This is a genomic window from Burkholderia sp. AcTa6-5 (assembly GCF_017815075.1).
Taxonomy (GTDB): Bacteria; Pseudomonadota; Gammaproteobacteria; order Burkholderiales; family Burkholderiaceae; genus Burkholderia; species Burkholderia sola.
This window is the reverse complement of the sequence record NZ_JAGIQE010000004.1, coordinates 64,949-78,340: the sequence shown is the minus strand read 5'-3', so window position 1 is coordinate 78,340 and position 13,392 is coordinate 64,949. Positions and strand designations below refer to the sequence as shown.

Sequence of the window (13,392 nt, the reverse complement as noted above, 5' to 3'; positions counted from 1 at the left end):
ACGTCCCTCCATGTTCTCAGTTGCCTCGTATAAGTACGAAATTACCGGTCCGCACATCCATTAAATTACCGAAAACAATCGATTCTCATCTTGAAAATGGTTCGTCACTTCGTGATGGGGTAAAAGAACAGCTTCATTCCAATCTTCACAAGGCGGAGTGACTGCGATACCGCAACCAACAAAGGTTAATATGAGACGAGAATTTTATGGCTGACGTAAAAAAGATTCCTTACTATAGACCTCAAAAAGGGTTGCTAGGGCCAGAATTGAAAAAGTACGATGGCGCACAAGGATGCATCCCGCTCGAGACTCAAAAAACTGTATCGATCGATAAACTGGCTCCAGGCGAAAAGCCGCCGCCTCCACTGCCACCAAAGCCGGTAGTGAAGCCGCCCAAAACTCGAAAGCAAGCAGAAGCACCGCAGTCGAAGCAACAGCCGAAGACCAAAGAACCACCAAAGCAGGACGAGGCCGAAGTTTGCGAGAATCCCCCGCCCTTTGATTTACAAGATGTAGCTATTGCGATGGATAACTTGGGCTGGAGAGTGTCAGCCAAACTCGCACGCACTTGGTTTGCGAGTGCCGAGCACATTTATAATGACAATGCCAAGTCAATTCAACCAATAAACAACGATAGCGTAACTCTTGACTGGACATTGAAATTTGGAAGTGTTCGGAGGAAATATGAAAAGCTTCTTTCCGAGGATATTTATCGAGACGCCGCCATAGTCGAAGCAAAAACAAAAATTCTTGCAAAAATTAACAAGATGTTTTCAGAAGATCGACAGGCAAACCTCAATATCAATACGACTCAATTTTTGTCTGACATTCGTCATTTTCATATAGATTGGCAATTCCAGCTTGCTTCAATCAGCAATTGGGACACACTCGAAAATCTCGCACCGACGGATCTCACGGGAGCCTTGGCGAATTTTAATATATATTCAGCCATAGGCAATCTTGAGATCACTGGTGAAAAATATTTCAGATATGAGAAAACGAGCAATTTTTATTGCGTAGACGCCATCGGAAAAATTACGCATGTGTACCTTTACGTCAAAGACAACTACTCATTTAATGGAATTCAATATTTGGGGCATTGGAATAAGCGTGGCGTGATCATCGCGCCGGGGCCCGTGATAAGTGAGTCGGCGTCTAGTTCGCCAAAGCGCGATACTGATGTGGATATCTGGGTAAAAAGCATCAACAAGCCCGTGGACACGAGAAAGAGCCTTTTCGGGAAATTCAAAGAGCCCGACGTGTTCTATCCGATCTACAACTCCGACTATAGTCGATGGCGCGCCAAGCATCATAGGGGCGGGGACTTTATGATATATTCAAAACCCGTCTATCTAAAGTTGAAGAAACCTGTCGAAATAAAACTTGGTGAAATATGCAGATTAGCGCCCTCCGAATCACTGGGCTAGCCATTCTTCTGTTTTTTCTGATTGGCTTTTCCATTCATATGAGCAGACCAAATTATGGTCGGTGTGATTTTTTTGAAAAGGAACTGAATGGGGGGAAGAAGGAATTTGGAGGCATGGAATATTACGCAAAGTTGTGTGGAGCGAATGTTCGGAATGGGCATGAAGTGAGGCTTCAGCTTTTTGACGGAACCGGAGAATTGCGCGCTCAACGCTATTTTTCATACTATGTAAATTCAGCAACCGAGCGAGAACTGGTAGATGGTGTCGGTGGAATCATATTTTACGATAGCTCGAGCAGTGATGTGATGCAGTTGCTTGCGATTCCGCCTACCAAGTGGGATTGGATTCGTGCCCGACTACCTTTATTTTAATTGTGGTGATTGCGTGTAAAAGAAAAGCCCCCGATCCTTCACAAGCCGGGGGCTTTCGTTGTTCTGCGCCATTTCGGGTTGCCAGCCGATAGCACCTGCCGTCCACATCCGCCATTCATCCAGTACGTGTCCCGGCAAACCGCGCAGTCGGCAGCCCCACATACCGCGTCTGCGCGACGAACACACCGCCGGCGTGCGCATCGCCGGCCAGCGCATCATCGCTCAGGCCAACACGTGCACTCGTCACATACAACCGGCCGTCACCATCGATCGCAACGCAACTCGGCTGCGCGGTCGGCACTTCAACGCGATCCGTCTCGACCCCGCCCGGCCCATAACGCACCACCCGCCGCCCACCCCACTGCGCATTCCACAGCCCGCCATCACGATCGACGATCGAGCCGTCCGGATCTCCGTCCACATCCGTCAGCCGCGCGAACGACCGCACGTTCGCGACGTCGCCACCCGCCCGGTAATCGCACACAAAAATCTCGCGCACCAGCGAATCACAGAAATACATCTTCGACCCATCCGGCGAGAACCCGATGCTGTTCGCGATCGCGGCCGGCGGCAGCGCAAGCCGCTCGAGCGTGAGGTCCGGATTGAGCCGATAAAACCCGCCGACCGCGCGCGGCGGATCGCCACCTTCGTCCTTCATCCCGAACACGAACGCGCCGGAACCGTCGCAGCGCCCGTCGTTGAGCCGCGTCGGCAAATCGGGCTCGACGTCGACGATCCGCGTGAACGCGCCGCTGCGCAGATCAAGGAACGCGAGATGCGTAGCGAGCCCGACGAGCAGCACGTCCGGATCGTCGGTCAGCGCAAAGCACGCGAGCCGCTCGGGCATCGCCCACTGCGCGAGGTCCGAACCATCCGCGCAGCAGCGCCACAGCTGCGCGCCTTCGATATCCACCCAGTACAACGCGTGCGTCGCGTCGCACCACGTCGCGCCTTCGCCGAGCGTGTTGCGGCTGTCCGCCAGCAGCGTCGCCTGCGTGGCAGGATGAATCTGTTGCATGCCGTCTCCCGATATCTGTCGCTTATGCAGGCGGTCGCGCGTTCGCCAGGGGTCAGATCTTCATCGCGCGCCGCTGGTTGCGACGATACTGGTCGAACAGCACCGCGAGCAACAGAATTCCGCCGCGTATCAGATATTGGTAAAAGGTCGGCACGTTCAGCAGGCTCATCGCGTCCTGCACGGAGCCCATGATCAGCACGCCGACCAGCACGCCGGAGATCGTCGCGACGCCGCCCGTCAGCGACACGCCGCCGAGCACGCACGCGGAGATCACGCCGAGTTCGAGGCCGACCGATGTCTTCGGGTCGCCGAGGCTCATCCGCGACGCGAGCATCACGCCGGCGAAGCCGGTCACGAGCCCCTGCAGCACGAACACGGCGATCTTGATGCGCATCACCGGCAGCCCCGCGAGCAGCGCGGCCTCGCCGTTGCCGCCGACGGCCAGCACGTTCTTGCCGAACACCGTCTTGCGCAGCAAAAAGCCGAACACGACGAAGCCGATGATATTGCTCCAGATCGGAAACGAGATGCCGAGGAACGACCCGCCGCCGAGATCGAAGAAGCGCTCTTCCGAGATCATCACCGCGTCGCCGTTCGACGTGATGAATGCGAGCCCGCGCACGACTTCCATCATCGCGAGCGTGACGATCAGCGAGTTGATCCGGTAGCGCGCAATCAGCACGCCGTTCACGAGCCCCACCGCGCCGCCGGCGAGCACGCCGGCCGCGACGCCGAGCACGATGCTGTGCGTCGCGGTAATCAGCGTCGATGCGACCACACCCGAGAACGCGACGATCGACGCGACCGACAGGTCGACTTCGCCGAGCGCGAGCACGAACATCATCGTCACCGAGATCGAACCGATCAGCGTGACCGATAGCAGCAGGCCCTGGATGTTGCGCGGCGTGAGGAAGTCCGGCACGGTCAGCGACAGCGTCGCGAACAGCACCAGAAACACCATCACGATGCCGGAGCGGTTGATCAACTGCCACACGCCGCCGCGCGCGCGCGCGGGCACGGCGGGCGTATCCGGGGAGGGGGAAGTACGTTGGGGTTGCATTGCCTGGCTCATAACGTTTGCTTTCCAGTTTGACTGCGGGCCGCTAGCGCGGCAGCGCGAGCTTGATCAGCGCATCGGGCGTCGCCTGCGCCTTTGCGACCTCGCCCGCGATCCGTCCTTCCTTCATCACGACGATGCGGTCCGACACGCCGATCACCTCGGCCAGATCGCTCGACACGAGGATCACCGTACGGCCCGCTTCCGCGAGTTCGTAGAACAGGTTGTAGATTTCGGCGCGCGCACCGACGTCGATGCCGCGCGTCGGCTCGTCCATCAGGAACACGTCGATGCGCTCGGCCAGCCAGCGCGCGAGGACGACCTTCTGCTGGTTGCCGCCCGACAGCGCGCCGATCGGCGTTTCGCCGTCGCGGGTCTTGATCGCGAGGCGCTCGATGTATTTCTGCGCGAGCTCGCGTTCGCGCCGCCCGTCGAGCAGCACGCGCGCCGGGCTGAAATGACGGCGCGCGCTGATGTTGAGGTTGTCGGCCACCGACGCGATCGCGACGATGCCTTCCTGCTTACGGTCTTCCGGGCACAGCGCGATGCCGGCACGCACCGCGTCGCGCGGGCTGCCGAACGCCACCCGCTTGCCGTTCAGCTCGACGTGGCCGGCGGTCGGCCGTACCGCGCCGTACAGCAGCTTCATCAACTCCGAGCGGCCCGCGCCGACGAGCCCGAAGAAGCCGACGATCTCGCCGCGCCGCGCGGTGAACGACACGGGCTCGGCCAGCCCCGGCCCCGCCAGCCCCTTCGCTTCGATCAGCACGTCGCCGGCCGGGCGCGGCCGGTAGCCGTACACGTCCTCGATCGAACGGCCGACCATGCAGCCGATCAGCCGGTCGCGGTCGAGATCGGCGACGGAATCGAACGTGTCGATGCGGCGGCCATCGCGAAACACCGTCACGCGGTCGCACAGCTCGTACACTTCCTCCATCCGGTGCGTGACGTAGATGATCGCGCGGCCTTCCGCGCGCAGCGCGCGGATGATCCGGAACAGTTGCGTGGTTTCGCGTGCGGACAGCGAACTGGTCGGTTCGTCGAACGCGATCACGCGCGCATCGCGCATCAGCGCCTTGCCGATCTCGATCATCTGGCGCTGGCCGATCGACAAATACTTCACCGGGATGCCCGGATCGATGTGCTCGCCGAGCCGCTCCAGCGCATCGAGGGCGCGCGCGGCGAGCGCACGTTCGTCGACCACGCCGAGCCGGCTCGGCAATTGCCCGAGCATCAGGTTTTCCGCGACCGTCAGCTCGGGCACCAGATGCAGCTCCTGGTAGATGATCGCGATGCCGGCCTCGAGTGCCGCGCGCGTCGACGCGAAGCGCTGCGCCGTGCCGTTCAGCGTCAGCGTGCCGGCCTGCGGCTGGTTCACGCCGGACAGCACCTTCAGCAGCGTCGATTTCCCCGCGCCGTTCTCGCCCATCAGCCCGTGCACTTCGCCCGCGCGCACCGACAGCGACACCGCGTCGAGCGCACGCACGCCCGGAAACGTCACGGTGATGCCGTCGAGCGCGAGCAGCGGGCCGTCCGGCGGCGTACCCGCTTCGGCGTCGTGGCCGGACGCGGCCGTCATCGTCTGCATCGTCATCGCGTTCTCGCCTCGCCCCGCTCAGATACCGAGTTCGGCGCGCACGGCCTGCCAGTTCGCGCGCGTCATCAGCTTGCCGCTCGTCTGCGTGTCGGCCGGCGGCGTCTTGCCGTTGCGGATCCAGTCGACGAGGTTCTGCGTGCTGTCCTTGCCGTGGTTCGTCGAGCTGACCGCGATCGTCCCGTAGAAGCCGGTCGGCTCCTTCTTCTGGAACTCGGCGAACGCCTCGCCCGCGCCGTTGATGCCGACGCCGATCACGTCGGCCGCCGGGATGTGCAGCTGTTCGGTCGCGCGCACCGCGCCGAGCACGGTTTCCTCGTTCAGCGCGTAGACCACCCATTTCTTCACGTTCGGATGGCGCGCGAGCACCGGCGCCGCCGCGCTGAAGCCGCCTTCGTCGTCGGTCGTCTTCTGCGGCGCGTCGAAGATATTCTCCTTGCGGAAGCCGTTCGCGAGCAGCGCCTGCGTCGCGCCGTCGGTGCGCAGCTTCGCGGTCGGCAGCTCGTAGTTCGTGATGCGCAGCGCGCCGACTTCCTCGGGCTTCCAGCCGCGCCGCTTCATCTCGTCGGCGATCGCCTGGCCGACCTGGTTGCCGATCTTGGTCGCCGACATCCCGAGGTGCGGCACGTTCGGCAGCGGCTTGCCGCTCGAATCGACGAGCTGGTCGTCGACGGTCACGAACTTCATGTTGTAGCGCTTCGCGCGCGACGCGATCGCCGGTCCGAGGCGCACGTCCGGCGCGCAGATCACGAAGCCCTGCGCGCCTTGCGAGCCGAGGTTGTCGATCGCGGCCAGCACCTTCTCGCCGTCGGGCGTGCCGATCTTCACGACCGAGAAGTTCTCCTTCTGGCCGAGCGCGGATGCCGCATTCTGCTCGTTGATGAACCACGCCTGCTCCGGCATCTTCACGAGGAAGCCGATCTTCAGCGGCGCATCGGCATGCGCGGCGCCCGTCATCCCGAGCGGCGCGATGCAAAGCGCGGCCAGCAGCGCGCGCAGGGTGTGTCGACGGATCGTGTGAGTCGTGCGGTTCATGGGTGTCTCCTTGGTATCGGCTGATGCCGTGATGCGTGTCGAAATATCAATCAATCGTCGCGTGCGCTTCATGCTTCATGGCGAAGCGCACGCAGGTTCAGCGGCCGAACGCGTCGGTCTGCACGCGCCGGCCGAACAGGAAGGCATCGGCGACGAGCCGCAGCGGCCGCACGTCGACGTCGCTTTCTCCACGCGCGATCAACGCGTGGAAATGCGCATACAGCGCCGGGTATTCGCGCTCCGGCCCGATCTCGACCGGCTCGCCCGCGATCGACAATTGTGCGCCGCCGCGGCTGATCGCGAGCACGCCGTCGGCCGTGTCGACCGCGATCTCCCATTGCTCGACCGGGCCATGCCGCCAGTCGAATTCCGCGCGCACCGGTACGCCGTCGGTATCCGCGCAATCGAGTTCGGCCGCGATCGGCATCTGCGCGTCGCTCGGTACGATCAGCGTCGCCTCGCGCAGCACCAGCTCGCGCGGCAGGATCCGCGTGACGATCGACAGCGCGTTGATGCCCGGATCGAACACGCCGAGGCCGCCCGGCTCCCAGATCCACTGCTGCCCCGGATGCCAGCGCCGCACGTCTTCCTTCCAGCGCACCTGCACCGCGCGGATCGTGCGTTGCGCAAGCCATGCACGCGCCGGCTCGACCGCGCTCGCGCAGCGCGAATGCCAGGTCGCAAACAGCGTGAGGCCACGCTCGCGGGCCAGCGCGTCCAGCGCCGCCACTTCGCCGAGCGTCGCGCCCGGCGGCTTCTCGAGCATCACGTGCTTGCCGGCTTCGAGCGCCGCGCGCGCCTGCGCGTAGCGCACCTGCGGCGGCGCGCACAGCGACACCGCGTCGAGCTCGGGCTCGGCGGCCAGCAGCGCGTTCAGATCCGGATAATTGCGCACGCCGTTGACTTCCGCGTGACGGCTCGCGCAGGCAGTCAGCGCGAAACCCGGTTCGGCGGCGATCGCCGGCAAATGCTGGTCGCGGGCGATCTTGCCGATCCCGACGACACCCAGCGAAATTGGATGGCTCATCGTGCGTCTCTCCTTCGCGAATCGCTCAGCGCGCCCAGCGCAGCACGAGCGGATCGAGCCGGCGCGCGATCGCGAGCAATTCCGCGCGCGTGTCCGGGTGCAGTTCCGGCATCGGATGCCGCGGCCGCTCGCATGCGATCACGCCGCCCGCGCGCATCAGCGCCTTCGCGGTGAGGATCCCGGACTGGCGGTTCTCGTGATTGATCAGCGGCAGCCACGTCTGGTAATGCGCGAACGCATCGTCGTGGCGCCCGTCGCGCCATGCTTCGAGGATCGGCCGGATACCGTCCGGGAAGCCGCCGCCCGTCATCGCGCCGGTCGCGCCCGCATGGAGGTCGGCGAGCAGCGTGATCGCCTCCTCGCCGTCCCACGGCCCCTCGATCGCGTCGCCGCCGAGCCGGATCAGCTCGCGCAGCTTGTGCGCCGCACCCGGCGTCTCGATCTTGAAGTACGCGACCTGCTCGATCTCGCGGGCCATCCGCGCGAGGAACGGCGCGGACAGCGGCGTGCCGCTCGCCGGCGCGTCCTGGATCATGATCGGGATGTCGATCGCATCGGACACGCGCGCGAAGAAATCGAAGATCTGCGCTTCCGGCACGCGAAACGTCGCGCCGTGATACGGCGGCATCGCCATCACCATCGCCGCGCCGAGCTGCTGCGCGCGCAGGCTGCGCGCCGCGCAGACCTGCGTGCTGTAGTGCGACGTCGTGACGATCACCGGCACGCGGCCGGCGACGTGTTCGAGGATCGTGCACGTGAGCACGTCGCGTTCGTCGTCGGTGATCGCGAACTGCTCGGAGAAGTTCGCGAGGATGCACAGCCCGTCCGAGCCGGCGTCGATCATGAAGTCGACCGCGCGCTTCTGGCTCGCGAGGTCGAGCTCGCCGGTGTCGGAAAACGTCGTCGGAACGACGGGGAAGATGCCGCGATAGCGCGGTGTGCTGCTCGATGTCATGGTGGGTCCTGCGTCAGTCGAATCGGCGTTCAGCCGGAAAACAAGGCGTTCAGGATTCGCGGGCGAATGCGCCCGCGGCCGGCTCGGGCGCGCGCAGCGCGGCCCGGACCACGAACGTCATCAGCACCGCGAACAGCAGCGTCGCCGCGAGAAAGTACAGGCCGGCCGCGAGGCTGCCGGTCGATGCCTTGATCAGCCCGATCCCGTACGGCCCGACGTAGCCGCCGAGATTCGCGAGCGAATTGATCGCGGCGATGCCGACCGCGGCGCTCGTGCCGGCCAGGAATTCGCCGGGCAGCGCCCACACGACGGCCTGGATCGAATAGAGCGAGAACGCGGTCAGGCAGATGAACATGAATTGCAGCGCCGGCTGCCGCACCCACGCGCTCGCGGCCATCGTCACGGCGGCGGCCGCCGACACGACGACGATGTGCCAGTAGCGCTCGCGCTTGCGATCCGAATGGCGCGGCACGACGAGCAGGCCGACCACCGCGAACAGGTAGGGCACGGCGGACAGCAGGCCGGTCGTCGCATCGCCGGCGCCGAACGCGTGGATGATCGTCGGCAGCCACAGCGACAGCCCGTAGATGCACAGCGGGAACGGCAGGAACAGCGCGGCGAGCAGCAGCACGCGGCGGTCGCGCAACGCGGCGAGCGGATTGCCGTGCGAATCGGGGCGATACGTGTCGCGGTCGGCGGCGAGCTGCCGCGCGATCCAGCGGCGTTCGTCGTCGTTCAGCCAGCGCGCATGCGCGGGCGATTCGGGCAACAGCCGCAGCGTCGGCCATGCGAGCAGCACGGCCGGCAAGCCGCTGACGACGAACAGTGTCTGCCAGTCCGACAGGCCGAACCACCCGTGCGTCGACAGCAGCCATCCGGCGAGCGGCCCGGTGACGATACCGGCGAGCGGCTGCGCGAGCACGAGCAGGCCGATCACGCGGGCGCGATCCCGCATCGGGAACCATTGCGTGAGGAAGTACAGGATGCCGGGATAGAGGCCGGCTTCGGCCGCGCCGAGCAGGAAGCGCAGCATGTAGAAGCTGGTCGGCCCCTGCACGAGCGCCATCGCCATCGTGATCACGCCCCACGTCGCGAGGATGCGCGCGAACCACACGCGTGCGCCGAAGCGGCCGAGCGCGAGGTTGCTCGGCACCTCGCACAGGAAGTAGCCGATGAAGAACAGTCCGGCGCCGAGCCCGTACGCGGCGTCGCCGAGGCCGATCGCCGCGTTCATGTGGAGCTTCGCGAAGCCGACGACGGTACGGTCGACGTACGCGACCACGTAGATCAGCGCGAGGAACGGCACCAGCTTGCGCGTGAGCAGGCGGGTCAGTTGCCGTTCGTCGACGGCTGCCGGCGAATCGGACTGTTCCGCCGCGGCCTGCGCGGGCGTGTACTGCGTCGTCATCTTGTCTCCTGTCGGCCCACGTTAGCGCTTCAGCGCTTACGTGGGCCCCATGCTTCGCGGTCGGCCCACGTTAGCGCTTCAGCGCTTACGGCGGCCCCATGCTTCGCGGTCGGCCCACGTTAGCGCTTCAGCGCTTACGCGGGCCGTATCTCTGCACAATCGGCTGTCACCGCCCGCCACTCAATGCGAATGGCTCGGCACGTCCGCGCCGCGCATGCCGACCAGGAAGTCGAGGTCGCACCCCTCGTCGGCCTGCAGCACGTGATCGATATACAGCCGTGCGTAACCGCCCTTGCCGAGCTGCCCGGCCACGCCCGGCGCCGCGGTCGGATCGACGTCCGACAGGCGGCGCTGCAGCTCCTCGTCCGTAATGTCCAGATGCAGCGTGCCGGCCTCGCAGTCGAGTTCGATCCAGTCGCCGTTGCGCACGGCAGCAAGCGGCCCACCGGCCGCGGCTTCCGGCGCGACGTGCAGCACGACCGTGCCGTACGCGGTGCCGCTCATCCGCGCATCGGAAATCCGCACCATGTCCTTCACGCCCTGGCGCAGCAGCTTCGGCGGCAGCCCCATGTTGCCGACCTCGGCCATGCCCGGATAACCGCGCGGCCCGCAATTCTTCAGCACCATCACCGAGCTCGCGTCGATGTCGAGCGCTTCGTCGTTGATCGTCGCCTTGTAGTGGTCGAGGTTCTCGAACACCACCGCGCGGCCGCGATGCTTCAGCAGTTCGGGGCTCGCCGCCGACGGTTTCAGCACCGCGCCGCGCGGCGCGAGATTGCCGCGCAGGATGCAGATCCCGCCGTCCGCGATCAGCGGGCGGTCAAGCGGACGGATCACTTCATCGTCGTAGTTCGGCGCTTCGCGCACGTTGTCCCACAGCGACTTGCCGTTCACGGTCAGCGCGTCCGGGTGCGGCAGCAGCCCGCCTTCGCCGAGCCGGCGCAGCACGGCCGGCAGGCCGCCCGCGTAATAGAACTCTTCCATCAGGAAGCGCCCCGACGGCATCAGGTCGACGATCGTCGGCGTGTCGCGGCCGATGCGCATCCAGTCTTCCAGTTCGAGCGGCACGCCGATGCGGCCGGCGATCGCCTTCAGGTGAATCACCGCATTGGTCGAACCGCCGATCGCCGCGTTCGCGCGGATCGCGTTCTCGAACGCCGCGCGCGTCAGGATCTTCGACAGCACGAGCCCTTCGAGCGCCATCTCGACGATCCGGATACCCGACATGTGCGCGAGCACGTAGCGGCGCGAATCGACGGCCGGAATCGCCGCGTTGTGCGGCAGCGCGACGCCGAGCGCCTCGGCCATGCACGCCATCGTCGACGCGGTGCCCATCGTGTTGCAGGTGCCGGCCGAGCGCGACATCCCGGCTTCGGCCGACAGGAAGTGATGCACGTCGATCTCGCCGGCCTTCAGCGCTTCGTGCAGCTGCCACACGGCCGTGCCCGAACCGATGTTCTTGCCCTCGAGCTTGCCGTTCAGCATCGGGCCGCCCGACACGACGATCGCCGGCACGTCGCAGCTCGCCGCGCCCATCAGCAGCGCGGGCGTCGTCTTGTCGCAGCCGGCGAGCAGCACGACCGCGTCGATCGGGTTGCCGCGGATCGCTTCCTCGACGTCCATCGACGCAAGATTGCGCGTGAGCATCGCGGACGGGCGCAGGTTCGATTCACCGTTCGAGAACACCGGGAACTCGACCGGGAAGCCGCCCGCTTCCGAGATTCCGCGCTTCACGTGCTCGGCGAGCTTGCGAAAGTGCGCGTTGCACGGCGTCAGTTCGGACCACGTGTTGCAGATGCCGATGATCGGCCGGCCGTCGAATTCGTGATCGGGAATGCCCTGGTTCTTCATCCAGCTTCGGTACATGAAGCCGTTCTTGTCGTTCGTGCCGAACCATTGAGCGGAGCGCAGCCTGGGTTTTGTTGCCGACATCGTCAGTCCTGTGGTGACGGGATACCGGCGCAGTCTAGGCAGAATTTTGATAACTGGCTAATGACGATTTAGGCGATTACGATATCGATTCAGATATCGATATAAACCCGTACGATGACCGAAGCCAGCCCGTGGGGAAACCGCGCCCGCCTGAAGACGCGCCAGTTGCTGCTGCTCGTCGCGCTCGCCGACGAAGGCAGCATTCACCGCGCGGCGGCCGCGCTGAACATGACGCAGCCGGCCGCGTCGAAGCTGCTGCGCGAACTCGAGGAATCGATCGGCGCGGTGCTGTTCGAGCGCCTGCCGCGCGGGATGCGGCCGACGCTGTACGGCGACGCGCTGATCCGCCACGCGCGCGCGGCGCTCGGCAGCCTCGACCAGGCGCGCGAGGAGCTGGCCGCGCTAAAGGCCGGCCATCTCGGCCACGTCGCCGTGGGGGCGATCACGTCGCCGGGCCTGCGGCTCGTGCCGCCGGCCGTCGCCGCGGTGAAGGGCACGCATGCGGGCCTGCACGTGTCGGTCGAGATCGACACCAGCAACGTGCTGCTCGAACACCTCGCACAGGAAAAGATCGACATCGTGCTCGGCCGGCTGTCCGCCGAACACGACAAGCTGCGCCTGCGCTACGAACCGCTGACCGGCGAGTCGGTGGCCGCCGTCGTGCGGCCCGGCCACCCGCTGCTCGCGCAGGCGCCGCTGTCGCTCGCGGACGTGCAGCGCGCCGCGTGGGTCGTGCCGCCGGCCGGCAGCGTGCTGCGTCACCGCTTCGAGCTCGTGTTCCAGCGCGCGAGCCTCGCGCCGCCGGCGAACGTCGTCGAGACGGCCGCGCTGCTGTTCATCACGCAATTGATCGAGCAGAGCGACATGATCGCGGTGCTCGCCGAGGACGTCGCGCACTACTACGCGCGGCACGGCATCGTCACGGTGCTGCCGCTGGAGATGGATTGCCGGATGGACGATTTCGGGCTCATCACGCGCACCGACCGGCTGCATTCGCCGGCCGTCGCGGTGATGGTCGATGCGATTCGGGCCGCGGCGCGGGAGGTTTACGGCGTCGCGCCGTGACTGCGCAGCCGCGGTTGCCTACTCCGCGGCAAACTCGACCACCGGTTCGCAGCGAATCGGGAAGTTGACCGAATTCGCGATGTAGCACTGCGCATGCGCATCGTGATGCAGATGCGCGGCCCGTTCGCGATCGTCGCCGACCCGGATCGTCACCTGCGGCCGCAGCACGATCTCGGTGAAGCGGCCCGCTCCGGCGCCGTCGACCATCATGCCTTCCGCGTGGTCGACGTAGGCCAGTACGCGGATGCCGGCCTCCGCGCACAGATGCAGATACCAGAGCTTGTGGCATGCCGACGCCGACGCGAGCAGCAGGTCTTCGGGGTTCCAGCGCGCCGCGTCGCCGCGGAACGCCGGGTCCGACGAACCGGGGATATCCGGCTTCGAACCGGCGCGGATCACGTGATCGCGGCCGTACTCGCGATACCCCGACGTGCCGGTGCCGCGATTGCCCGTCCACTCCACTGCGACGCGATAGTGATGTTCACCCGATGCCATCTCGCTCT

12 protein-coding genes are annotated in these 13,392 nt (G+C 65.0%); 3 read left to right on the top strand and 9 right to left on the bottom strand.

What is annotated here, in order from left to right; genetic code table 11:
* Nucleotides 1-206: 206 nt before the first annotated feature.
* Entirely contained in the window at nt 207-1,427 is a 1,221-nt protein-coding gene (locus J8I33_RS07295; protein ID WP_209934201.1) for a DUF6402 family protein, read from the top strand.
* 113 nt (nt 1,428-1,540) lie between these two features.
* Entirely contained in the window at nt 1,541-1,798 is a 258-nt protein-coding gene (locus tag J8I33_RS07290) for a hypothetical protein (RefSeq protein ID WP_143328922.1), read from the top strand.
* A gap of 115 nt (nt 1,799-1,913) precedes the next feature.
* Here the strand turns inward: J8I33_RS07290 and J8I33_RS07285 are convergent, their stop codons facing one another.
* The 8 genes from J8I33_RS07285 to J8I33_RS07250 all read right to left on the bottom strand — a co-directional run bounded on the left by J8I33_RS07285 (nt 1,914) and on the right by J8I33_RS07250 (nt 11,824).
* Nucleotides 1,914-2,816 carry an SMP-30/gluconolactonase/LRE family protein gene (locus J8I33_RS07285; RefSeq protein ID WP_209934194.1) on the bottom strand — a complete coding sequence of 301 codons (903 nt, stop codon included), beginning with the start codon at nt 2,814-2,816 and terminating at the stop codon, nt 1,914-1,916.
* A 52-nt stretch (nt 2,817-2,868) separates the two neighbouring features.
* On the bottom strand, nt 2,869-3,888 hold the full coding sequence (gene araH / locus J8I33_RS07280) for an L-arabinose ABC transporter permease AraH (RefSeq protein ID WP_175973718.1): 1,020 nt from the start codon (nt 3,886-3,888) through the stop codon (nt 2,869-2,871).
* 31 nt (nt 3,889-3,919) lie between these two features.
* Nucleotides 3,920-5,467 (bottom strand): L-arabinose ABC transporter ATP-binding protein AraG, encoded by a 1,548-nt coding sequence (araG, locus tag J8I33_RS07275; protein ID WP_209924976.1) that lies wholly within the window; start codon nt 5,465-5,467, stop codon nt 3,920-3,922.
* A 21-nt stretch (nt 5,468-5,488) separates the two neighbouring features.
* Nucleotides 5,489-6,502, bottom strand: coding sequence for an arabinose ABC transporter substrate-binding protein (locus J8I33_RS07270; RefSeq protein WP_050013429.1), 1,014 nt, complete (start codon nt 6,500-6,502; stop codon nt 5,489-5,491).
* A 97-nt stretch (nt 6,503-6,599) separates the two neighbouring features.
* Entirely contained in the window at nt 6,600-7,529 is a 930-nt protein-coding gene (locus J8I33_RS07265) for a Gfo/Idh/MocA family oxidoreductase (RefSeq protein WP_050013430.1), read from the bottom strand.
* Between the two features lie 25 nt (nt 7,530-7,554).
* Nucleotides 7,555-8,484: a dihydrodipicolinate synthase family protein gene (locus J8I33_RS07260; protein ID WP_209924975.1), complete on the bottom strand. Its 930-nt coding sequence runs from the start codon at nt 8,482-8,484 to the stop codon at nt 7,555-7,557.
* A 49-nt stretch (nt 8,485-8,533) separates the two neighbouring features.
* A complete protein-coding gene (locus J8I33_RS07255; RefSeq protein ID WP_124639023.1) occupies nt 8,534-9,892 on the bottom strand; it encodes an MFS transporter in 1,359 nt (452 codons plus the stop codon).
* 180 nt (nt 9,893-10,072) lie between these two features.
* On the bottom strand, nt 10,073-11,824 hold the full coding sequence (locus J8I33_RS07250; protein ID WP_089489919.1) for an IlvD/Edd family dehydratase: 1,752 nt from the start codon (nt 11,822-11,824) through the stop codon (nt 10,073-10,075).
* 114 nt (nt 11,825-11,938) lie between these two features.
* Here J8I33_RS07250 and J8I33_RS07245 point away from each other — a divergent pair, with 114 nt between their 5' ends.
* Nucleotides 11,939-12,889, top strand: a complete 951-nt coding sequence (locus J8I33_RS07245; RefSeq protein WP_050013434.1) for a LysR substrate-binding domain-containing protein — start codon at nt 11,939-11,941, stop codon at nt 12,887-12,889.
* A gap of 18 nt (nt 12,890-12,907) precedes the next feature.
* On the opposite strand, the gene J8I33_RS07240 is transcribed toward J8I33_RS07245, so the two are convergent.
* Nucleotides 12,908-13,384 (bottom strand): OsmC family protein, encoded by a 477-nt coding sequence (locus tag J8I33_RS07240; protein WP_209934188.1) that lies wholly within the window; start codon nt 13,382-13,384, stop codon nt 12,908-12,910.
* Nucleotides 13,385-13,392: the final 8 nt, after the last annotated feature.

Excerpts from the sequence above, each read along its gene's own strand:
- J8I33_RS07295 (WP_209934201.1), top strand. The coding sequence starts at position 207 with ATGGCTGACGTAAAAAAGATTCCTTACTATAGACCTCAAAAAGGGTTG.
- J8I33_RS07290 (WP_143328922.1), top strand. The coding sequence starts at position 1,541 with ATGGAATATTACGCAAAGTTGTGTGGAGCGAATGTTCGGAATGGGCAT.
- J8I33_RS07285 (WP_209934194.1), bottom strand. The coding sequence starts at position 2,816 with ATGCAACAGATTCATCCTGCCACGCAGGCGACGCTGCTGGCGGACAGC.
- araH (WP_175973718.1), bottom strand. The coding sequence starts at position 3,888 with ATGAGCCAGGCAATGCAACCCCAACGTACTTCCCCCTCCCCGGATACG.
- araG (WP_209924976.1), bottom strand. The coding sequence starts at position 5,467 with ATGACGATGCAGACGATGACGGCCGCGTCCGGCCACGACGCCGAAGCG.
- J8I33_RS07270 (WP_050013429.1), bottom strand. The coding sequence starts at position 6,502 with ATGAACCGCACGACTCACACGATCCGTCGACACACCCTGCGCGCGCTG.
- J8I33_RS07265 (WP_050013430.1), bottom strand. The coding sequence starts at position 7,529 with ATGAGCCATCCAATTTCGCTGGGTGTCGTCGGGATCGGCAAGATCGCC.
- J8I33_RS07260 (WP_209924975.1), bottom strand. The coding sequence starts at position 8,484 with ATGACATCGAGCAGCACACCGCGCTATCGCGGCATCTTCCCCGTCGTT.
- J8I33_RS07255 (WP_124639023.1), bottom strand. The coding sequence starts at position 9,892 with ATGACGACGCAGTACACGCCCGCGCAGGCCGCGGCGGAACAGTCCGAT.
- J8I33_RS07250 (WP_089489919.1), bottom strand. The coding sequence starts at position 11,824 with ATGTCGGCAACAAAACCCAGGCTGCGCTCCGCTCAATGGTTCGGCACG.
- J8I33_RS07245 (WP_050013434.1), top strand. The coding sequence starts at position 11,939 with ATGACCGAAGCCAGCCCGTGGGGAAACCGCGCCCGCCTGAAGACGCGC.
- J8I33_RS07240 (WP_209934188.1), bottom strand. The coding sequence starts at position 13,384 with ATGGCATCGGGTGAACATCACTATCGCGTCGCAGTGGAGTGGACGGGC.